General features: G+C 38.9%; 20 protein-coding genes and 1 other annotated feature. Of the genes, 17 read left to right on the top strand and 3 right to left on the bottom strand.

Annotated features, from left to right (window positions below; translation table 11 throughout):
* The first annotated feature begins 174 nt into the window (after window positions 1-174).
* The 12 genes from ASE01S_RS13385 to ASE01S_RS13330 all read left to right on the top strand — a co-directional run bounded on the left by ASE01S_RS13385 (window position 175) and on the right by ASE01S_RS13330 (window position 11767).
* Window positions 175-1518 carry a replication initiation and membrane attachment family protein gene (locus ASE01S_RS13385; RefSeq protein ID WP_067843406.1) on the top strand — a complete coding sequence of 448 codons (1344 nt, stop codon included), beginning with the start codon at window positions 175-177 and terminating at the stop codon, window positions 1516-1518.
* An 8-nt stretch (window positions 1519-1526) separates the two neighbouring features.
* Entirely contained in the window at window positions 1527-2465 is a 939-nt protein-coding gene (gene dnaI, locus ASE01S_RS13380; RefSeq protein ID WP_067843403.1) for a primosomal protein DnaI, read from the top strand.
* Window positions 2466-2662: 197 nt separating this feature from the next.
* On the top strand, window positions 2663-3457 hold the full coding sequence (gene ytxC, locus ASE01S_RS13375; RefSeq protein WP_067843400.1) for a sporulation protein YtxC: 795 nt from the start codon (window positions 2663-2665) through the stop codon (window positions 3455-3457).
* 437 nt (window positions 3458-3894) lie between these two features.
* Complete coding sequence (thrS, locus tag ASE01S_RS13370) at window positions 3895-5865, top strand: threonine--tRNA ligase (protein ID WP_067843397.1); 1971 nt, start codon at window positions 3895-3897, stop codon at window positions 5863-5865.
* A gap of 215 nt (window positions 5866-6080) precedes the next feature.
* Window positions 6081-6206, top strand: a sequence feature (ribosomal protein L20 leader region).
* A 142-nt stretch (window positions 6207-6348) separates the two neighbouring features.
* Window positions 6349-6870 (top strand): translation initiation factor IF-3, encoded by a 522-nt coding sequence (gene infC, locus ASE01S_RS13365; RefSeq protein ID WP_083512147.1) that lies wholly within the window; start codon window positions 6349-6351, stop codon window positions 6868-6870.
* Window positions 6871-6905: 35 nt separating this feature from the next.
* On the top strand, window positions 6906-7100 hold the full coding sequence (gene rpmI, locus ASE01S_RS13360) for a 50S ribosomal protein L35 (protein WP_067843394.1): 195 nt from the start codon (window positions 6906-6908) through the stop codon (window positions 7098-7100).
* 44 nt (window positions 7101-7144) lie between these two features.
* Window positions 7145-7504, top strand: coding sequence for a 50S ribosomal protein L20 (gene rplT / locus ASE01S_RS13355; RefSeq protein WP_067843391.1), 360 nt, complete (start codon window positions 7145-7147; stop codon window positions 7502-7504).
* 233 nt (window positions 7505-7737) lie between these two features.
* Complete coding sequence (locus ASE01S_RS13350; protein ID WP_067843388.1) at window positions 7738-8004, top strand: DUF1294 domain-containing protein; 267 nt, start codon at window positions 7738-7740, stop codon at window positions 8002-8004.
* 61 nt (window positions 8005-8065) lie between these two features.
* The gene (locus ASE01S_RS13345) at window positions 8066-8629 is read left to right on the top strand and encodes a TVP38/TMEM64 family protein (RefSeq protein ID WP_067843386.1); all 564 of its coding nucleotides are present in this window, start codon (window positions 8066-8068) and stop codon (window positions 8627-8629) included.
* Window positions 8630-8650: 21 nt separating this feature from the next.
* Window positions 8651-9136 carry a dUTP diphosphatase gene (locus ASE01S_RS13340; RefSeq protein ID WP_067843383.1) on the top strand — a complete coding sequence of 162 codons (486 nt, stop codon included), beginning with the start codon at window positions 8651-8653 and terminating at the stop codon, window positions 9134-9136.
* Between the two features lie 545 nt (window positions 9137-9681).
* On the top strand, window positions 9682-10758 hold the full coding sequence (locus ASE01S_RS13335) for a M42 family metallopeptidase (protein WP_067843380.1): 1077 nt from the start codon (window positions 9682-9684) through the stop codon (window positions 10756-10758).
* Window positions 10759-11278: 520 nt separating this feature from the next.
* Window positions 11279-11767 carry a DUF4825 domain-containing protein gene (locus tag ASE01S_RS13330; RefSeq protein ID WP_067843377.1) on the top strand — a complete coding sequence of 163 codons (489 nt, stop codon included), beginning with the start codon at window positions 11279-11281 and terminating at the stop codon, window positions 11765-11767.
* Window positions 11768-11943: 176 nt separating this feature from the next.
* Here the strand turns inward: ASE01S_RS13330 and ASE01S_RS13325 are convergent, their stop codons facing one another.
* Window positions 11944-12558 carry a lytic transglycosylase domain-containing protein gene (locus ASE01S_RS13325; protein ID WP_067843375.1) on the bottom strand — a complete coding sequence of 205 codons (615 nt, stop codon included), beginning with the start codon at window positions 12556-12558 and terminating at the stop codon, window positions 11944-11946.
* Between the two features lie 113 nt (window positions 12559-12671).
* Window positions 12672-12887: a small acid-soluble spore protein SspI gene (gene sspI, locus ASE01S_RS13320; RefSeq protein ID WP_067843373.1), complete on the bottom strand. Its 216-nt coding sequence runs from the start codon at window positions 12885-12887 to the stop codon at window positions 12672-12674.
* A gap of 99 nt (window positions 12888-12986) precedes the next feature.
* Here sspI and ASE01S_RS13315 point away from each other — a divergent pair, with 99 nt between their 5' ends.
* From ASE01S_RS13315 to pheT, 3 genes are all read left to right on the top strand, one after another.
* The gene (locus tag ASE01S_RS13315) at window positions 12987-13727 is read left to right on the top strand and encodes a TrmH family RNA methyltransferase (protein WP_067843370.1); all 741 of its coding nucleotides are present in this window, start codon (window positions 12987-12989) and stop codon (window positions 13725-13727) included.
* Window positions 13728-14863: 1136 nt separating this feature from the next.
* A complete protein-coding gene (gene pheS, locus ASE01S_RS13310; RefSeq protein ID WP_067843366.1) occupies window positions 14864-15898 on the top strand; it encodes a phenylalanine--tRNA ligase subunit alpha in 1035 nt (344 codons plus the stop codon).
* Between the two features lie 15 nt (window positions 15899-15913).
* A complete protein-coding gene (gene pheT, locus ASE01S_RS13305; RefSeq protein ID WP_067843363.1) occupies window positions 15914-18340 on the top strand; it encodes a phenylalanine--tRNA ligase subunit beta in 2427 nt (808 codons plus the stop codon).
* 280 nt (window positions 18341-18620) lie between these two features.
* Here the strand turns inward: pheT and rnhC are convergent, their stop codons facing one another.
* Window positions 18621-19562: a ribonuclease HIII gene (gene rnhC / locus ASE01S_RS13300; protein WP_067843359.1), complete on the bottom strand. Its 942-nt coding sequence runs from the start codon at window positions 19560-19562 to the stop codon at window positions 18621-18623.
* 766 nt (window positions 19563-20328) lie between these two features.
* Here rnhC and zapA point away from each other — a divergent pair.
* Window positions 20329-20604, top strand: coding sequence for a cell division protein ZapA (gene zapA / locus ASE01S_RS13295; protein WP_067843356.1), 276 nt, complete (start codon window positions 20329-20331; stop codon window positions 20602-20604).
* Window positions 20597-21139, top strand: coding sequence for a CvpA family protein (locus ASE01S_RS13290; protein WP_067843353.1), 543 nt, complete (start codon window positions 20597-20599; stop codon window positions 21137-21139). Before zapA ends, ASE01S_RS13290 begins: the two co-directional genes overlap by 8 nt.
* Window positions 21140-21170: the final 31 nt, after the last annotated feature.

Here is a 21170-nt window from a genome sequence, read left to right as displayed (position 1 = left end):
GATCCAACAGCCAGTAACGGCCCGATTGGTTCAACTAACGTTCAGTGAGGGAGAGAGGAAGCTGACTAAGTTTGCGACATCGTGTCGCAACGTCTGCACGAGCACATCCTATCCGTCGAAACCCCCACTGAACGAAGTTTCATTTTATATAAAGGATAGGTAAGGGGGATGACGATGCATCAAACGATTGGGAAGCTACTTCCTTCTGATGGCTATTATGTTCAACTACATGCTCGGCTATTAGCTGAACATTACCAAGTGATCTATCAGCTATATCAACCACTGATAGGTGGGGTGGCGACATCATTATATATGACATTGTTAACAGAAATTGAATCAGAGAAACTTGAAACACATCATCACCTTATGCAAACGATGAATCAACCTTTAACTGACATTTATCAAGCTCGTCTTAAGTGTGAAGCCATTGGTTTGATACGTACGTTCCATGTTGATGATCCCCAGCATACGGTGTATTGCTATCAATTAAACCTACCTTGCTTAGCCCATCAATTTTTTGCTGACGATGTTTTGAATCAGCTTTTATACCATCAGCTAGGGGACCAACAATATCAACGTTTAACTCAGCAACTGCTAGATGACAAATCGTTGCAAAATCCGCAAGATGCTAAGGACATAACGGTAGGGTTCACGGATATCTTCAGCTCGATAAAATCGCAAGATCAGAATTTAAAGCAACAGCCCGAGCAAATTCCGACTGCGGTCCCAAATCTGGATGATGTCGACGTAGATTGGGCTTGGTTAAAACAAGTATTCGAAGCACGTATGTTGCCTGTTCAGGTGATCTTTTCTGAAACGAATAAACATTTAATTAAACAGATGACAGGGTTATACGGGCTTTCTACTACGCAATTAGAAAAAGCGATCCAATGGTCACTGACCAGTGATCATCAATTAGATAAAAACGAGTTTATGGCTGCTTGTTTAGATTTAACAGAGATCTTACCAGTCAACACAATGGTCACTGGTCAAAAAGATAAAATACAGCAAGCCAAAACTGAAAAAGTGACTTCCAAGCAGTCACAATTTATTGAGCGGATGGAAACTATTTCACCTAAAGAACTCCTTGAAGATTTATCAAATGGTAATCGAGCATCTCGTCAAGATTTAAAAATGATTGCATCCGTAATGGAAGCACAGGGGCTAACCCCAGGTGTCATGAACGTCTTAATTCATTATGTGATGCTTAAAACGGATATGAAGCTAACCAAATCTTATTTGGAAAAAATCGCGAGTCACTGGGCTCGTAAAAATGTGAAGACCGTTCAGCAAGCGATGACATTAGCGAAATCAGAACACAATAAATATCAACAATGGCGTCAATCGCCTAAGCCAAACTATACGAAACCAGCTAGTCGTAAGGAAGTTGTTCCAGATTGGTTCAAAGAACAGAAAAAGGCTCAAGCCAAGAAAGTAACTGAAGCCACTAATACAGGTCAGGATGTCAGTGAGTTACTTAAGGCATTTAAACAAGATCGAGTTGGAGAGCAGAGGTGATTTACGGAATGGAATCGATACAAGCATCTTTAAAAAAATGGATGCAGGACAAGCAATCTTTTCAAAACGTGTATAAGCAAATGAAATTTGACGTTCTTAATGATCCAGAGATTAAACAGTTAATCATGGATCATCCAGAGCTCACAGACCATGCAATTGATCGTCAATTAATTAAGCTTTACGAGTACTATTCCCAAAATAAAGACTGTAGGAATTGCCCAGAGCAGGGGTGTCAGCATAATATCCTACCTGGTTATAAACCAAGAATTGACGTGGTCGGATCAGAGATTCATTTAAGTTATGAGAAATGTAAGTATACCCTATTACGTGAGGAGCAACAAAAGCGCGCATCATTAATCAAAAGTTTGTACATGCCAAAGGAAATTCTCAAGGCTTCTTTAGCTGATATAGATGATCATAACCCTGCTCGTCATCAAGCCATTCGCGAACTGATTCACTTTGTTAATCAAGTTGACAATGCCCTACCTAAAAAAGGGCTCTATTTCCATGGTCCCTTTGGCGTTGGAAAGACATATTTTCTTGGGGCTGTTGCTAATCAGTTGGCAGAGAAGGGCATTGCCTCAATGCTGATTTACATGCCTGAATTTGTTCGTGAAATCAAGTCATCATTTAAAGATGATTCAGTAGATGAGAAGATTGATCAATTTAAACATATTCCAGTTCTGATGTTAGATGATTTAGGTGCAGAAACCCTATCAGCTTGGTTTAGGGATGAGGTGTTAGGCTCAATTCTGCAATATCGGATGATGAACGAGCTACCGGTCTTTTTTACTTCTAATTTTACTTTACCACAACTAGAAAAGCACTTAGCAATGACATCAAGAGGCGATGTCGAAGAGCTTAAAGCGGGTAGAATTATTGAGCGGATACGGCAAGTCAGTAAACCTGTTGAGATAAAGGGCGATAATCGAAGAAATGATCTATAGTCGACAAAATGTCGACAGGATATAATTTAGGATAGGAGCGTATTTGTCCAGCATTAACCTGTTTGCCGCTATTTTTCCAACTCGCGATCACTCCATTAGATCCTAGTTTGTCACTATAATTTCACTAACGAACTAATCATTTTTTTATCCATCCACCCATACAATATAACAGTGTATAAGAGATGGGTGATGGAAATATGGTAAAAATACGATTTGGTGAAAGATTAGAACAGCAGGCTTTCCGTAGTAAATTAACTGATCGCCAGTTGATCTGTCAGGTTGTTGATCATTATGAATTGGATGTGTTTGAGCAGCATATTGATTTAATTAATCCATGTTTACTGGAATTATTCTATGTATTGGAACTAAAACCCATTTTATTGGACAAGCTGAGAAAAGATTTTTACTATGATGATTTTCATGAAATGGAAGCTATTTTGACGATTGCTGCTCAAATGTTACTAACAGATCACTATGCCAATGTTAGTTTTCTGAATGACTTACGAGAAGAAATGACAACATGTTTTTACATTAAACCGAACCAAAAACATTACAGCTTCAGTGAGCAGAAGCATCTATTTTATAGTCGGGCAGATTGGGTCATTGATGAAGTACTGGCACGTGCTATTGATGAAAAAAAACAGGATGAGCAGTATCAAATTTTTGTACAATCACTGAGAGATTTTATCCAAAAGCGCCCGGTTGGTTCGCCTTGCCATGTAGTCATTGACGGTCAAAGTTGTACTTTCTTTCGGTTGAATGGACAAAAGTATCGCCGAGATGAACTAGATGAGCTGATTGAAGAGACCCCGCTCCATATTTATCAATTTGCGCAAAATGAATATCAGCTCAGTCCGTTACTTGCTTTAAACCCACTGACCATTTATCTTTATTATCAAGATGAGGTGGATCCAATGATTCATACCTTACAAACTATTTTTGATGAACGTATGGTGCTATTACCTAAATCAGACTTTCCGTTTGATTCATAAAAGGGGCTTGATTTTTAGATGATCAGGTTATATAATACTAGTCAATATTATAGATGAAAAAGTATCGATGAGGACATGACATTTAGTTACGTTCGTTAGAGAGGGAAGTGGAGCTGAAATCTTCCTGTTCGTGGCTAATTTGTTACCACCTCTGAACTCTACTTCTGAACACTGCATTAGGAAGTGGCGTAGCTCAACGTTACTGAGTGAATGAAGCCAAATATTATTTATCTTTGATAAGTTTTTATTTGGGAAAAAGGGTGGAACCACGAGCTAACGCTTGTCCCTTTGCGATAAACGCAAGGGATAGGCGTTTTTTAGTGCAATGAAAATTATATAAAATTGGATTTTTAACCATTTGCTATCCCTAGCCAGATCTTTGAATAGGTTAAATCAATCGACTATTGCTGGCTACTTGAAATGACCGTATCAAACGAATGACAAAGGAGAGAATCAACGTGAAGGAGCAGTTAGTTATTACATTTCCAGATGGAGCGAAAAAGGAATTTCCTCAGGGTACAACGGGTGAAGATATTGCACAATCTATTTCACCAGGATTAAGAAAACAAGCATTAGCTGTTACATTGGACGGGGTAGCTTATGATTTAAAAACACCTCTACCAGAAGATGGAGCGATTAATATCATTACCGAGAAACAACCGGAAGGCCTTGATATTATGCGCCATTCAACTGCTCATGTTATGGCACAAGCGATCAAAAGATTATATGGATCTGATGTCAAATTAGGCATTGGACCAACCATTGAAGATGGTTTTTATTACGACATTGATATGGAGCATGCCTTAACACCAGAGGATCTACCCAAAATTGAAAAGGAAATGAAACGAATTGTTGATGAGAACTTACCCATTAAGCGGATCGAAGTGACACGTGCTGAGGCAGAGGCGCGTTATCAGGAAATCGGTGATCAGCTTAAGCTTGAGCTACTTGAAGCAATACCAGCTGATGAACAAGTCACCATTTATGAGCAAGGTGAATTTTTTGATTTATGTCGTGGGGTCCATGTTCCATCAACTAGTAAAATTAAGGTGTTTAAGTTATTAAGTATTTCTGGAGCGTATTGGCGTGGTGATAGTAACAATAAAATGCTACAGCGAATTTATGGAACAGCCTTTGCTAAAAAAGCAGATTTGGATGAATATTTACGATTACGAGAAGAAGCAAAAGAGCGGGATCATCGTAAACTAGGTAAAGAGCTTGGTCTATTTATGATTTCACAAAAAGTCGGGCAAGGCTTGCCGTTATGGCTACCTAAAGGGGCTACCATTCGTCGTACAATTGAACGTTATATCGTGGATATTGAGGAACGTCTTGGCTATAACCATGTCTATACACCCGTGTTAGGGAGCTTAGAGTTATACAAAACAAGTGGTCACTGGGATCACTATAATGACGACATGTTCCCAATATTAGAGATGGACAATGAGGATCTAGTGCTTCGTCCAATGAATTGTCCGCATCACATGATGGTCTATAAAAATGAACTATATAGCTATCGTCATCTTCCAGTACGTATTGCTGAACTAGGCATGATGCATCGACATGAAATGTCAGGAGCACTGGCTGGGTTACAACGTGTTCGTGCCATGACCTTAAATGATGCACATATTTTTGCCAGACCAGATCAGCTTAAAGATGAGTTTATCCGTGTCGTTGATCTGATCCAGAATGTATATCGTGATTTTGGTATTCATGATTACTATTTCCGACTTTCCTATCGTGACCCTGAAGATAAAGAGAAATATATTGACAATGATCAAATGTGGGAAACAGCCCAATCTTTATTAAAAGAAACAATGGAAGAAATGAAGCTCGACTATGTTGAAGCAGAAGGTGAAGCTGCGTTTTATGGACCTAAGCTTGATGTTCAAGTCAAGACAGCTTTAGGAAAGCATGAAACGCTGTCAACTGTTCAACTTGATTTTAATTCAGCTGAGAAGTTTGATCTAACCTACATCGGCGAAGATGGTAAAGAGCACCGCCCAGTTGTTATTCATCGTGGCGTAGTCTCAACAATGGAGCGCTTTGTTGCCTTCTTAATTGAGGAGTACAAAGGCGCATTCCCAACCTGGCTAGCACCTGTCCAGGCTCGAATTATTCCTGTTTCAAATGACATCCATGCCAATTATGCTAAAGAGGTTGAAGACGAGCTTCGGGCTGCTGGTGTTCGAGTTGAGCTGGACTTAAGAGATGAGAAGATTGGCTATAAGATAAGAGAAGCTCAAACAGAAAAAATTCCGTTTGCGTTAGTGGTTGGTGATAAAGAGGTAGAAGACAAGGCGGTTAACGTTCGGCGCTATGGTGAGCAAAAATCTGAAACCCTTGATCTAGCTGACTATATCAAATTAATAAAAGCTGAAATAGATCAGCGCTCACTGCGTCAATAAGATGATTTATCGGTCTAATCGGTTAAAAGCTGATTAGGCCTTAACTTTTATTAGAAAATGAGGGTGATTTTTCAGCTCTAACGTGGCCCAAGGTTAGTGATCGAATGCTTCATTTGGAGATCGTTCCTGCCTATCTTTTGTGAATCCGTTTGAAAACTAGTTGACAGTTAGAACAGCACATGTTATGATATTTTGAGTGAAATTGAATATGATCAATCGACAAGTAGAGGCACCCGCTTCTCGCCTGATCGACACATGTTATGTTGTTGCCAGGTTTACAGATTCTCAATGAGACGACAGGATACGTGTGGGTGCAAATGTGCCGACACTTTTTTATTTGCCTTAAAGATCATTCTGATAAGGTGTGAATAAAAGCGAGGTTATCTAGCGAACAACAAGCTTGTCAATGACCAGTGGGATGGTCACGTTACGTAAAGTAATCCGGTCATAATTCATGCCACTGTTAAAAAATCACGGAGGTGGATGATTATTAGCAAAGATATGAATGTCAATGAGAGTATTCGAGCGCGTGAGGTGCGTCTCATTGATTCTAATGGAGATCAACTTGGTGTTAAATCTCGCCAAGAGGCGTTGGATATTGCAGCAAATCGTAATTTAGATCTCGTTCTCGTGGCTCCAAATGCCAAGCCGCCAGTTTGTCGGATTATGGACTACGGTAAGTATCGCTTTGAGCAACAAAAGAAAGATAAAGAAGCACGTAAAAAGCAAAAAATCATCAATATTAAAGAGGTACGTTTAAGCCCAGGTATTGAAGAACATGACTTTAATACCAAGCTTCGTAATGCACGTAAGTTCTTAGAAAAAGGCGATAAAGTAAAAGTATCGATTCGCTTTAGAGGACGTGCCATTACCCACAAAGAGTTAGGGCAAAGAGTACTGGAACGCATGGCAGAGGAATGTAAAGACCTTTCTTCAGTTGAGCAAAAGCCTAAAATGGAAGGTCGTAGCATGTTCTTAATGCTAGCACCATCAAACGAAAAATAAGCTTTAATTCATATGCTTTTAAGGAGGAACAACTAATGCCAAAAATGAAAACACATAAAGGCACACAAAAACGTTTCAAAAGAACAGGTTCTGGGAAGCTTAAACGTTCCCATGCTTACACAAGCCACATGTTTGCAAATAAAACACAGAAGCAAAAACGTAAATTACGTAAAAGTGCAGTTGTCTCTGCAGGCGACCAAAAACGTATTGATCAAATGTTACCAAGATAAGACGATTAACCAGATTTGGTTTAGATATATAGGAGGGAAATATTATGGCACGTGTTAAAGGTGGAACAGTTACACGTAAGCGTCGTAAACGCATATTAAAATTAGCAAAAGGTTATTATGGTTCAAAGCATGCGCTTTTTAAAGTAGCAAAACAACAAGTATGGAAATCAGGTCAATATGCATATCGTGACCGTAAACAGAAAAAACGTGATTTCCGTAAATTATGGATTGCACGTATTAATGCAGCAGCTCGTATGAACGACTTATCATATAGCCGTTTAATGCACGGATTGAAATTAGCTGGGATTGAAGTTAACCGTAAGATGCTATCAGAATTAGCTGTTTCTGATCAAGCAGCATTTTCACAGCTAGCTGACCAAGCCAAAGCTGCCTTAAGCAAATAATTGACAAAAACAAAGGGTTGTTTTCTTATAAGGGAACAACTCTTTTCTGTATTCGGCTAAGCTAACAACCTGTTAGGATAGTTATAGACTCATTGACTCTTACCTCTATAAATTATGGCAATGCAATTTTGTCATTAGTTTGTTGAATGTTTTATTATAGAATTCCTTGATCATGTAATAGAGTACACGATAAGGTGAAGCCGAGAATCAATTTTTAAAAAGGCGGGTAGGCAATGGAAGTGATCACGTTCTATCTATTACTCATAAACATAGTAGGATTAATGATAATGAAAATAGATAAAAAAAGAGCTAAACAGCATCATTGGCGTATCTCCGAACGAACGATTTGGCTTATCGCTTTAATTGGAGGGGCGATAGGTGTATTATTAGGAATGAAAACTTACCGCCATAAAACGAAGCATACAACTTTTCGCTTTGGCTTACCTGTACTTGCTTTGATTCAGGTTAGTTTACTCGTCTGGTTTTTCCATTTTAGGTAAAGCATAAAGCATGAGCTCTCATCATAGATTTGAAGAGATATCGAAGGGAGGCAGATCGGTAATGGAGCAAATTGAACAGTATATAGAAGTGATTAGAAATACCCACGGCTTGTTGGCACCACTGTTATTTATTCTATTACACGCTATTCGCCCGTTGTTGTTTATCCCTGTTATCTTAGTTTTTATTGCAGGTGGTCTTATTTTTGGCCTTGTTCCTGGTATGATTCTCTCCATTATAGGAGCAGTCCTATCAAGTGTTTTGTTTTATCTTATCACCCAATGTTTACCGAGATTTACCAATCGCTTAAGAAAAATGAAGAATAAGGTAATTGGCGAGGATAGGCATGTTACAACTGGGCAAGTGGCTGCTCTTCGGTTAATTCCGTTTATACATTATCATTTATTATCATTTTTACTCTACGAAGCATCTGATAACTTTTATGCCTATTTGGAATCGTCATTTTACACAGCTATTCCGATGACAATTGCTTATACTTTTATTGGTCAGGCAATTATCAGTTTTTCCCCAGTTATGATCGGTATATTTATTATATGTTTAATCCCATTATTGTTTGTGTTTAGAAAAAAAGAAACAGGTGTCAGTGTGCGTGAATTTTTACGCTAATAAAAGGAGCGATTTTTTAAAATGAAATGGACCGAATTATATTCAATGCAGGCAGATTTAGATCATTATATTCAAACAAATCATCAGGTCAGTTCCGATCAACTGTTTGATCATAAAATTCTTGCCCTCTTTGTTGAATTAGGAGAATTAGCTAATGAAACACGTTGTTTCAAATATTGGAGTGTTAAAGAACCCAGTCCCAAAGAGACGATTTTAGAAGAGTATGTTGATGGACTTCATTTTATCATATCTCTTGGTCTAGACAGTCGTTTTAAAGTGGAGCACGTTGATCATATGCCATTTAATGGTGATCTAACAGACTTGTTTAATCAGCTCTATCGTGCTATCGATTATTTTCGTGATGATCGCTCACAGGCAAGCTATTTAACTGTTTTCGGCTTGTTTCTAACATTGGCAGACCAATTAGGTTTCTCAGATCATGAGATTCAAGCTGCATATTTAGAAAAAAATAAAGTTAATTTTCAACGCCAAGACGAGCACTATTAATATTGTGTTCGTTTTTTATTATCATCGTATACTACCGATAAGTGACCAAGTGATAACATTGCATTTCTATGGTTGGCTTGTATAAAAGTATACTCGGTAGCGGTGACACCACGATCTTGATCAAATTTGGGTCTATCGCAATTGTATTTAGTGTAATTATTGACCAACTTTAATCCTCAGTTTAGGTAAAACCAAATAATGCTCATTTGCTTAATGAATATAGAGTGGTAGCAATTGGATAGAGTCTTTTATTAATTAAGATCCATTCTCAAGAGCAAGCTCCTAAATAATCAAATATGTCTTGGCGGATTGGCGCCCAGTTTTTATCGAGCGAAGCTAATAAATTTCCTCTGAAAATCTGTCTGGCATCCACCGGAGGCTTTAACTTTATTCAGCCGAGGTTTGAATCCCCGATGAATGAAATCAATTAATCATTGATCTTATCACCTATTGAAGTAGGAGATTTCTGCTAAATAAAGTTAAAAATTTTGTCTTTATTTAATACTACGCTATAATAAGATAGGATAAAAAGGAGACGAGCAGATATGAATGATCAATTAACAATGTTTAAGGATTTAACAGAAGCAAAAGGCATTTCAGGAAATGAACGTGAAGTTAGAGAAGTGATGCGACAGTACATAAAGCCCTATGCAAATGAAGTTTACACAGATCATCTAGGAAGTCTGATTGCCAAGAAGATTGGGCAAGTTGACGGTCCGAAAATTATGGTAGCAGGCCATCTTGATGAAATTGGAATGATGGTAACACGGATTGATGAAAGAGGCTACCTGAGCTTTCAAACCATTGGTGGATGGTGGAGTCAGGTCATGCTAGCTCAGCGTGTTACGGTTATGACCTCAAAAGGAGATCTTGTCGGTATAGTAGGCTCTAAGCCACCACATATTATGCCTGCCGAAGCTCGCAAGAAGTCATATGAAATTAAGGATATGTTCATTGATATTGGGGCATCAAGTAAAGAAGAAGCTGAGGCTTTTGGTGTTAGACCAGGTGATTCAATTGTTCCCTATTTCGAATTTCAGCCAATGAAGAATGAAAAGCTTTTATTAGCAAAAGCATGGGATAATCGAATTGGTTGTGCGATTGCTATTGAAGTGCTAAAACAACTCAAAGATGTTGAGCATCCAAATGTTGTTTACGGAGTAGGGACAGTTCAAGAAGAAGTTAGTTTACGTGGAGCTAAAACTGCAGCCCATGCTATTCAACCTGATCTTGCCTTTGCAGTGGATACAGGTATTGCAGGCGATACTCCCGGTATTTCAGCGAAGGATTCTGACAGTAAAATCGGTCAAGGTCCTCAAATTGTTATTTATGACCGTTCAATGATTGGTCATCATGATTTACGAGACTATGTTTTAAAGGTTGCTGAACAACATCATATTCCTTATCAATATACAGCTATTCCAGCAGGTGGAACGGATAGTGGTTCAATCCATTTAACGGCAAAAGGCGTGCCATCACTATCAATCGGTATAGCCACACGTTATATTCATTCCCATGCAGGTATTATTCATCGTGATGATTTTGATTATACCGTTCAATTACTAGTGGAAGTGATTAAAGGATTGAATCAGGAAACTGTTAACCAAATTACATTTAGTTAACCCTATGGTCTAAGCAGCATGTGGACACAACTTTTAATATGAAGTTGTGTCCTGTTTGATTATTTTCGATGCTTTTATCGCAGTTTAACTGGATGGGGCTACGATTACTCGCCCCATCGAAGGGCTTTTGTAAGCCTCCCACTTCAAGAAATAAAGGCACACCTCATGTCTAACGGGGAGATTCAACAGCTAGTAAGGGAGCGATTGGTTCAACTAACATTCAGTGGGGGATAGAGGAAGCTGAATAAGTTCGCGACGTCGTGTCGCAACGCCTGCACGAGCACATCCTATGCGTCGAAACCCCAGCTGAACGAAGTTTTAGTATCAGACTTGACTTGACACTAAACGCGTGTTGGTTATCTGCCACTCAATTCGTTTAAGACAAAGGCTCTGTTAGAGGTAAATGTTGATATTTGATGCTTGTCCGAAATCCTGCTATAATTAGTATAAGAACAGACATTCGAGAGGTTATCAAGGTGAGCAAAGCGTTTAGCAACTTGTTAAAATAGGAGAGGATATAGTGAAGCGGATTACCATTTTTTTTATTTCATTGTTATCCCTAATGATATTATTGAGTGGATGCAGTCTAAATGCTGATTCAAAAACTGATTTATTTCAATATAAGAATTCATATGTTGGTGACAACAGTGCAGTTGGGCATATCGTAAAAGAATTGGCACATAACAAAGAGTTGAATCAAATTTCACTTGAAACCAAGAAAGAACCCTATGGAATTACTTTGGAATACAATGATATTGATGCGGAAAAAGTAGATAAAGAAATGAAAGAAACTGTAATATCAAACTCTACATTTCTTTTTGCTTTAATCAAAAATGTAGATTGGATTACATTCAAATTTCCAGACAATGAATTCTCTGTAACAAAAGAGAAATTACAAGATTGGTATAACAATAAGTTGGATGGATTTGAAGATGAACAGGACTTAAAGATACTGATACAGGAACGCCTGAAGTCTGAGGAATCAGTTAATCATTTTTTTCAACAGTAGAAAATAAAAGTGCTCTTAATCAGAGCACTTTTATTTTAGGTTAATATCAACAACTAAGTTTAACAGAGCCAAGACAAAAAATAGACCCCCTTAATCGAGTAGAGAGGTCTATTTCTACAAAGAACTGTCGATCTAATGTTGACTTTAGTAAATCCAATCAACAATGTTGAATGAACTTATGATAGTAGGCTAGATATTTTTTTGACATAGTTTTGTGTTTCGCTAAATGGGGGAACTCCTTTGTACTTATCCACATTACCTGGGCCTGCATTATATGCAGCAAGAGCTAATCGTGTATTGCCATTATAACGATCAAGCATTTGTCTTAAGTATTTGGTACCGCCCATAATATTTTGTCTTGCATCAAATGAATCTGTCACACCTAACCCACGTGCAGTTTGGGGCATTAATTGCATATAACCTTGAGCACCAGCTCGGCTAACAGCGTATTGATTAAAATTCGATTCTGTTTTAATCACGGCACGGATTAATTTTTCATCAACTTGATAGGTACGAGCTGCTTCTTGAATAATTTGCTCAACATCCTGTGATAGATTAGCTTGTATTGGTGAGATGACTGAGCTTGTTTGTGACAAAATGGAAGGCTTGTCCATTAGAAAGTCACGAATCGATTGCATTGTATCCCATTGGGCAGAAGCAGATGGATCTTGCATATTAGATAGAAAAACATTCTGAAATAAATCCGTAGCCCCTGTTCGATTTGAATCTGTTGCTCTAAACTGATTGATAGCATCAGTTTGCATCATTGATTGCAATAAACGAATGTTCATGCGATTCCCCCTCACCGTACAAATTCTATTAATTCTATTGTAAAGAAAAGGGGATTAAATAGCAATATGAAAAAGATGCTCCGATTTTACCGAAAGCATCTAGTTCTTTTTGCTTATACGCCTTGTTGAACCCCTTGTTCTAGTAAGGATAGCATATCATGTTTCTCTGATTCATCAGATTGCTGCCAAATCAATTCAAACAATACCCCAAGCCCTGGTAGCATTTTTTCTTCTCCACTTTGAATAGCGTCAACAATGGTGTCCTCTAGCTCAGATTGATTATTGTTGGCCACATTGGCTAAAATGGCTTTCCTTAAATTTAAATCCATCTTTTCACCTCATTTCATCATATTAACTGAAAAATAGTTTGACCTAAATTAGCTTAAATATGTATGATAAGAAGGAATAGTTTATAAAGGATGGAAAACATGATTACATCAGTAAAAAATGAAACAATCAAAACATGGGCAAAGCTTAAAATAAAAAAATACCGTGACCAGCTGCAACTTTTTTTGATTGAAGGGGAGCACTTAGTTGAAGAAGCGCTCAATAGTGATTGGGAGCTAACAGATTTAATTGTTAGCGAGCACTTTCAACTTCCACAAAGGTGGGAGCGTGTTCCGGTCACTTATGTGGCAGAAAATGTCCTTCAGCATCTTGCTTATACTAAATCACCACAAGGGATTATGGCAGTTGTAAAAATGAAGCAAATGCCATTTGAAAAGCATAATCGTTTATTATTACTAGATGCGATTCAAGATCCCGGTAATGTCGGAACAATGATTCGAACAGCTGATGCAGCAGGTTTTGATGGAGTTATCCTCGGTGAGGGAACAGTAGATCTTTATAACGATAAAGTGATTCGTTCCTCACAGGGCTCACTTTTTCACCTACCTATTATGAGTGCTAACCTTATTGAACAAATTTCAGTGCTCCAACAGCAGGGCGTGGCCGTTCTAGCCTCAACCTTAGATGAAGCTATCCCCATCCATACAGTCGAGCATCGTGAAAAAATGGCGCTTATTGTCGGTAATGAAGGGAGTGGCGTTGATCCAGCTTTATTAAGTAAAGCGGATAATCGCGTTCATATTCCTATCTATGGCCAGGCTGAATCGCTCAATGTCAGTGTTGCTACCGGTATTCTGATCTATCGTTTAATTGAGAAGTAAGTTCTAAGGCTAAATAGCACCACAGCATGCCATTTTTTGATTAAGTTAGTTGCTTTTTAGCCGCTAAAGCGTGCATGTCGCCAAAGCTACAACGTTACCTTGTGCTCGAATGGACACAATCATTCGATTACAGCCTAAAAAAATCGCATTATTGCGGGAAAGAGTTGCAACTTTAATTGAATTTTTCTATAATAGAACAAAGAATATTGAAAAGCTAAGAAAGAGTCAGTAAGCTTTTTCTAGGATGATCTTGATCGATACCTCATCCTAAAACATAGCCATTTGTTTGGCCGTGTTTCAAAAGACAATGTTACAGGGACGCACTGTCATGGACTGAAAGCAGGCGCATTGTAAAAAAGCTGAACCTTCACTCTGGAGCAGGCGTTTGGGACCTTGCCGATAAGCAAGTAAGAACGTTCCGGATCAACAGTCCGTTATGAAATGAAGTGGGCAAAGTTAACAGATTTTGTCAACAAGGGTGGTACCGCGCGAATCAAAAGTCTCGTCCCTTTTCTGGGATAGAGGCTTTTTTACTGTCTAGGAAATGATAAATTTTTCGAAGTGGATAACATGTAGGCAACCTGTTTAGCGACCAGTTTCGAGCGCCAAAAACTAGGCGACATCACGAATCGCCTCACGATAAGTCATCATCGGTTCGCAAGCTCATCGTGATTCCTTTATCTCAGTTGATTCGCTCCAGTCGCTACGTTTTTAAGCGGGCGCTCTGCGCTTTTGTTCTTATGGTCACATCACAAGTTAATTGTTTTAACATTCAGCACTAGTCTCCCGCTTCTATAAGTGGAGAGATGAATGTCTGTTTGTATTCATTCAGTGGGGGTTCAGACAGATTTTCAGTGGAAATTTACCGCAGTGTAACTGGCTATAAGACTCCACCTTCAAGAAACAAGGGAACACGTCGTGTCTAAGTGGGAGATCCAACAGCCAGTAACGGCCCGATTGGTTCAACTAACGTTCAGTGAGGGATGGAGGAAGCTGACTAAGTTCGCAACGTCTGCCCAAGCACATTCTATGCGTCGGAACCCCACTGAATGAAGTTTTACTTTATCGAGCTTCGCTTGATACAATTCGGGCGCAAATACGCCAATGCAGATTTGATTTAAGGAGGTTGAAGAAAAATGAAAGAAAGATTACAGGAACTAGAGCAAGAGGCACTAAATCAGGTAGAACAAGCGAAAACATTAGCTGATCTGGACAAGGTCCGTGTTGCTTTTCTTGGTAAAAAAGGTCCGATAACAGAAGTATTACGAGGAATGGGAAAGCTTTCTGCGGAAGAGCGCCCTGTTATTGGGGAATTGGCAAACAAAGTTAGATCAGCGATTACAACTGAACTTGAGCAAAAGAAAGCAAAGCTAGAATTAGCCGTATTAGATCAACAGCTAAAGGCTGAAACCATTGATGTAACATTACCTGGCCGTCCAGTTCCAGTCGGTGGCCCACATCTATTAACATCAGTGGTAAGAGAAATCGAGGACTTGTTTATTGGAATGGGGTTTGAAGTACGCGAAGGTCCAGAGGTAGAGACAGATTATTATAATTTTGAGGCACTAAATTTACCTAAGGATCATCCGGCACGTGATACCCAAGATTCCTTTTATATCACAGAAGAGTTATTACTACGAACCCAAACGTCACCTGTTCAAGCTCGAACGATGAACGAATATAAAGGAAACCAATCAATTAAAATGATCTGTCCAGGAAAGGTATATCGCCGCGATACGGATGATGCAACACATTCCCATCAATTTACACAGGTAGAGGGTCTTTATGTTGATAAGAATGTGCGCATGAGTGACCTCAAAGGTGTACTAAACCAATTTGTTAAACACTTTTTTGGTGAAGAACGTGAAATTCGTTTTCGCCCTAGCTTTTTCCCATTTACTGAACCATCGGTTGAGATCGATATCTCATGTAAATTATGTCATGGAAAAGGTTGTTCCGTTTGTAAGCAAACTGGTTGGATCGAGATTTTAGGTGGTGGCATGGTTCACCCAGAAGTATTAAGAATGGGTGGCTATGATCCAGAGGTCTACAGTGGTTTTGCCTTTGGTATGGGGCCAGAACGAATCGCTATGTTGAAATATGGTGTCGATGATATTCGTCATTTTTATACAAATGATATCCGTTTCTTAAAGCAATACCATCAAGCATAAAAAGGGGGAAAGAACATGCTGGTATCTTTAAATTGGTTAAAACAATATGTCGATTTAGCTGATCAGACAGCTGAACAATTAGCAGATAAAATAACAAAAACAGGGATTGAAGTCGAAGGTGTGACGAACATAGCAGAGCCGAGCTCTAATGTTGTAGTCGGTTATGTGGAATCTTGTGAAAAGCATCCGAATGCAGATAAGCTTAATTTATGCAAGGTTGATGTTGGCTCAGAAACATTGCAAATTGTCTGTGGAGCACCTAATGTAGCAGCAGGTCAAAAGGTTGCTGTTGCCAAGCCTGGAGCTATATTGCCGGGTAATTTTAAAATTAAACCAGTTAAGCTCCGTGATGTTGAATCAAATGGGATGATTTGCTCATTACAGGAGCTAGGTTTAAGTGAACCATACATTCCTAAAGAAGTAGCTGATGGCATCTTTGTCTTTCCTGAGGAAGTTGAGGTCGGTCAGCCAGTGACAGGCTACCTCAATCTAGATGATCGAGTTCTTGAGCTTGGTTTAACACCGAACCGTTCAGATGCATTAAGTATGCTCGGTGTGGCCTATGAAGTTGGGGCGATCTTAAATCAAAAAGTTAAGTGGCCGAGTGAAGTAGTAGAGACAAGTTCAGAAAAAGCTGCTGACTATATTAGCGTCAAGGTAGAAGATCGTGAATCCAATCCTTACTATGGGGCATTGATTATTAAAGATATTGAAGTAGGGCCTGCTCCATTATGGATACGTAATTATCTTATCGCTGCCGGGATAAGACCGATTAATAATGTTGTCGATATCACGAATTATGTCTTATTAGAATATGGCCAGCCTTTACATGCCTTTGATTATGATAAATTCGGTTCGAAGGAAGTCGTTGTTCGTCGGGCTCGAGCTAACGAAACAATCGTGACATTGGATGATGAAACAAGAGCATTAACCCCTGAGCACCTCATCATTACGAACGGCTCTGTACCAACTGCTATTGCAGGTGTTATGGGAGGGGCAGATTCAGAGGTCACAGAAACTACCAAAACCGTATTGCTTGAAACGGCTTATTTTGATGGTAAGAGAGTGCGTAAGGCAATCAAGGATCACAATCTGCGTAGTGAATCGAGTACTCGGTTTGAAAAAGGTGTCGATCCTAACCGTGTAAAGCGGGCTGGATTCAGAGCAGCACAATTACTTGCTCAATATGCGAACGGTACCGTTCTTGAAGGTGTGGTTGAATTTGATCAGCTTGATCGCACTGAGCGTAAAGTAGAGATTACCACTAGTCGAATTAATGCCCGGTTAGGGACAAAAATAAGCAATGATGAGATTGCGAATATTTTAGCTAAATTGGCTTTTGAGTATCAGCAATCAGGTGAATTCTTTACCATAACAGTTCCAACACGTCGTCAAGATATTGCTATTTTTGAAGATATCCTTGAAGAGGTGGCGCGGATTTATGGCTATGACAAGTTAGCGTACACGCTTCCTGAAGGCGCTCAGCAAGCAGGACATTTAACGAAGCGTCAAGCTTTAAAACGTTATGTCAAGCAATACTTGGAGGGTGCAGGATTATCAGAAGCTTTGACTTATTCATTAACTACGGCGGAAAGAGCGGAGATGCTGGTTAGCCCTGAAATTTCCGAAAAAGCAAAAGTACCTATTCGCTTGTCCATGCCAATGAGTGAAGAACATAGCACATTACGATTAAGTATCCTGCCAGAATTATTGGCAACCTTATCCTATAATCATGCTCGAAAGCAAAGCCATCTTGGCTACTATGAAATGGGCAGTGTATTTGTTTCAAATGAGGAACAAATTAGTGTACAACCAGAAGAGAAGCTTCGTGTTTCCGGTGCGATAACAGGAAAATGGTTGCTTCATCCTTGGCAACAAGAAGCAAAGGATGTTGACTTTTTCTTAGTTAAAGGTATTCTTGAAGGTTTATTTGCCCGATTAGGTTTTAACGTTAGCTATCAACAAACTGAAATAGCGCATATGCATCCAGGTCGAACCGCTCAATTATATTTGAATAAGCTGCCTGTTGGTTTTATTGGTCAAATTCATCCACAGCTGCAAAAAGCGTTTGATTTAAAGGAAACCTATGTTTTTGACCTTGACTTAGACTATCTCTTTACTTGTTGTCATGTCGAGCCGAGCTTTAATAAGATACCTCGCTATCCAACGATGACCCGGGATATTGCCTTAGTCGTTGACCAACAGATCCCAGCTGCTGAAATTGAAACAACTATCAAGCAATCAGCAGGAGCGTTACTTAAATCGGTTCAAGTCTTTGACCTTTATCAAGGGGAGCACTTACCAGAAGGGAAAAAATCACTTGCGTTTAATTTGGTTTATTTTGATCCAGATCGGACCTTGAAAGATGAAGAGGTAGAAGCATCTTATCAAGCTATTTTAACTGCTGTGGAAAAAACACATCAGGCAGAGCTAAGAGGATAGAACCTGTTATCAAGCAAAAGAAGCATATCAGACGAATATGCTTCTTTTCTGTTTATAATGACAGCTTGCAGGGAAATAAAGCGATGTTTTGACTATCAGGATTGCCCTATTTTAACTTGATTCACTAGAAGTTTTCCACTTCTATAAGTAATGAGATAAAAGACTATCTAACTTCCAATCAGTGGTGTTCAAGTACTCCGGCTGAATGAGTTCAATATCAGCGGAAATGTATCAATCTGGACACAAATACGTCAAGGCGTATTTGATTAACTAAATTTCATTAGTTTAAATAATTTCTAGCTTTAGTTGTGTTAGCAAAGTGTAGCTTAGCAAATTCCTTGAGTTTGACCATCCCATGCTGCTTAATCAGCCGAGCAGCGACCTGATCTACCTTTGCTGAGGCCCCCTTTGGTAGTTCAAAACCAACCTGCTTAGATAAACGAGCCATCTCTTGCACAAATCGAGCACGGGCAAGAATAGAGGCTGCTGCTACTGCAATACTATGACTCTCAGCCTTTGTCATAAAATAGGTTTGCTCTGGGAGTTGTTTATTTTCTGATTTTAAGTGTCTAAGATAGACTTCTGGTTGACAAAACTGGTCAATGACTATGCCGGCTGGCTTAGTTGTTCCAAGCTTATCTAACACATGGCTAATCGCTGTATGATGGAGCAAGGCTTTCATTTTACCTTGTGTCCAGCCTTGTTGTTGGAGCTGGTTGTATTTAGGATTATGTAATACGACAAGCGAATAAGGTAAATTGAGCAAGAGCATTTGCTTGGCTATTTGTTGAATCGATTGATCCGTTAAGTTCTTCGAGTCCCTTACACCAAGCTCCTTCAATAAGTCGATTTGCTTTGCTTCAGCATATACAGCTGCTACTGTAATCGGACCGAAGTAATCGCCAGTTCCAGCTTCATCGGAACCAATAATCGACTGACTGAGCAATGCTTGATCAGGATAATAATTGTGTGTCAGCTTAGAGGCGTTTTTGGTTCCAGTGCCATCTCCAGGTTCAACCATATGTTTCTCCCATTTAGTTGCTTCAAACTCAGGATTACCGCCTTGAAACAGGACTTTTCCTGATTTATAACCTGTAATCGTAATCGCATTTACCTTTGCCGAAAAAATCGCCCCAGGAGGTGAGGGTTTTAAATAGGACTGGTAGGCTTGCTTCATTTCCTTAACAATTTGATCTGGTACGTTCAATACAATTTGACCCATAGGCACTCCTTTATAGATAAAATAATAATATTAGTATAGCACAGAATAGTTGCTATAACCTTTAAAGGGTTATCGTTTAAAAGCGTGATGAATGATTTGTTTTTTATTTTTGAGATTCTTGAGTAAAACGATAAGATGATCCAAGTCATTAGCAGATAAATCCTCATAATGACCAAGCTGGTTTATCGCAATGTAACTGGCTGGGGCTGCGATTACTCGCCCCATCGAAGGGCTTTTGTAAGCCTCCCCCTTCAAGAAATAAGGGAACATGTCATGTCTAGGTGGGAGATTCAACAGCCAGTAACGGCCCGATTGGTTCAACTAACGTTCAGTTAGGGAGAGAGGACTAAGTTTGCGACATCGTGTCGCAACGTCTGCACGAGCACATCCTATTCGTTGCCCCCCCACTGAACGAAGTTTCACTTTATATTTCTGCATCAAATAACAAATTCCTTCTTCAATTAATTAAGTAGACGGTTATGGTATCCATTCACTGGGTTGCTCATAAGTAAAGCTAGCTATTATAAAACACCTTGGTAATGTGTTGTTTTGTCACTGCCTAATCAAAGCAAAACACCTATAACAACCTTAATCAAAAATTGCGAAAAGAGCGGTATAATGTCATTTAGCAACGTCTATTTATAATCACCAAAGATTAAGCGAACGAAATCGAACAAAAATGAATATCTTGTTAATAGAATAGTTCCTAAATCAACTTGTTCATGTTAAGATAATTATTAGAGATTTGATAGAGGGGGGAATTTGTGTGACCCAATCAAAAAAAACACGTTCAACCGTTAACATATATGGAAGATCTTATACGATAATCGGTGAAGAAAATATCCATCAGCTCCGAATGGTGGCAAGTATTGTCGATGAAAAGATGCGCGAGATCTACCAAATGAATAAAAGTTTGGATACTACAAAGTTAGCGGTATTAACGGCTGTTAACGCAGTAAATGATTATATGAAGCTTGAAGAGAAATATAATGCCCTATTAAAAAAACATAAAGAGAAAGAGGACCAACAAGACTATGATTGATATTATTTTATTGATTTTACTTGTATTAGGAGTTTTCCGAGGATTAAAACGAGGATTGATTTTACAGATTTTCCATTTCATTAGCTTTTTTGTTGCCTTTTTAGTGGCGGTGAATTTTTACGATCGTTTAGCTGGACATCTGGAGGTTTTCGTGCCTTATCCACGAATAGCAAGTGACCAATGGGCGTTCTTTACTGATGCTTTACCATTAGAGAATGCTTATTATAATATGATTTCATTTGCGGTATTGTTTTTTGGTACGAAAGTGATCCTAAGTATTATCAGTTCAATGCTTGATTTTGTCGCCGAATTACCATTGTTGAGTACAGTTAATCGCGTGCTAGGTGCAGTATTTGGCTTTTTAGAGCAATATCTTGTCCTATTTGTTATTCTATACGTAGCATCACTATTGCCTATCGCACAGGTACAATCAGCTTTGGATCGTTCAAGTATTGCCGCTTTTATAATCGAGCAAACCCCTGTTTTTTCACAGCAGATTAGAACGCTCTGGTTTGAGTATGTTATTAATGGATAGTCATTGACCTTCTAACCCTTGCCGACAAACA

It is taken from the genome of Amphibacillus sediminis NBRC 103570, assembly GCF_001552275.1.
GTDB lineage: Bacteria > Bacillota > Bacilli > Bacillales > Amphibacillaceae > Amphibacillus_B > Amphibacillus_B sediminis.
This window is presented reverse-complemented; position numbering and strand designations above follow the sequence as displayed.

What these genes read in the sequence shown, in the direction of transcription:
- ASE01S_RS13335 (WP_067843380.1), top strand. Translation starts at nt 9,682, where the DNA reads ATGAATGATCAATTAACAATGTTTAAGGATTTAACAGAAGCAAAAGGC.
- ASE01S_RS13385 (WP_067843406.1), top strand. Translation starts at nt 175, where the DNA reads ATGCATCAAACGATTGGGAAGCTACTTCCTTCTGATGGCTATTATGTT.
- dnaI (WP_067843403.1), top strand. Translation starts at nt 1,527, where the DNA reads ATGGAATCGATACAAGCATCTTTAAAAAAATGGATGCAGGACAAGCAA.
- ASE01S_RS13315 (WP_067843370.1), top strand. Translation starts at nt 12,987, where the DNA reads ATGATTACATCAGTAAAAAATGAAACAATCAAAACATGGGCAAAGCTT.
- pheS (WP_067843366.1), top strand. Translation starts at nt 14,864, where the DNA reads ATGAAAGAAAGATTACAGGAACTAGAGCAAGAGGCACTAAATCAGGTA.
- rplT (WP_067843391.1), top strand. Translation starts at nt 7,145, where the DNA reads ATGGCACGTGTTAAAGGTGGAACAGTTACACGTAAGCGTCGTAAACGC.
- sspI (WP_067843373.1), bottom strand. Translation starts at nt 12,887, where the DNA reads ATGGATTTAAATTTAAGGAAAGCCATTTTAGCCAATGTGGCCAACAAT.
- rpmI (WP_067843394.1), top strand. Translation starts at nt 6,906, where the DNA reads ATGCCAAAAATGAAAACACATAAAGGCACACAAAAACGTTTCAAAAGA.
- ASE01S_RS13350 (WP_067843388.1), top strand. Translation starts at nt 7,738, where the DNA reads ATGGAAGTGATCACGTTCTATCTATTACTCATAAACATAGTAGGATTA.
- ASE01S_RS13290 (WP_067843353.1), top strand. Translation starts at nt 20,597, where the DNA reads ATGATTGATATTATTTTATTGATTTTACTTGTATTAGGAGTTTTCCGA.
- pheT (WP_067843363.1), top strand. Translation starts at nt 15,914, where the DNA reads ATGCTGGTATCTTTAAATTGGTTAAAACAATATGTCGATTTAGCTGAT.
- ASE01S_RS13340 (WP_067843383.1), top strand. Translation starts at nt 8,651, where the DNA reads ATGAAATGGACCGAATTATATTCAATGCAGGCAGATTTAGATCATTAT.
- ASE01S_RS13345 (WP_067843386.1), top strand. Translation starts at nt 8,066, where the DNA reads ATGGAGCAAATTGAACAGTATATAGAAGTGATTAGAAATACCCACGGC.
- rnhC (WP_067843359.1), bottom strand. Translation starts at nt 19,562, where the DNA reads ATGGGTCAAATTGTATTGAACGTACCAGATCAAATTGTTAAGGAAATG.
- ytxC (WP_067843400.1), top strand. Translation starts at nt 2,663, where the DNA reads ATGGTAAAAATACGATTTGGTGAAAGATTAGAACAGCAGGCTTTCCGT.
- ASE01S_RS13325 (WP_067843375.1), bottom strand. Translation starts at nt 12,558, where the DNA reads ATGAACATTCGTTTATTGCAATCAATGATGCAAACTGATGCTATCAAT.
- infC (WP_083512147.1), top strand. Translation starts at nt 6,349, where the DNA reads ATGATTATTAGCAAAGATATGAATGTCAATGAGAGTATTCGAGCGCGT.
- thrS (WP_067843397.1), top strand. Translation starts at nt 3,895, where the DNA reads ATGACAAAGGAGAGAATCAACGTGAAGGAGCAGTTAGTTATTACATTT.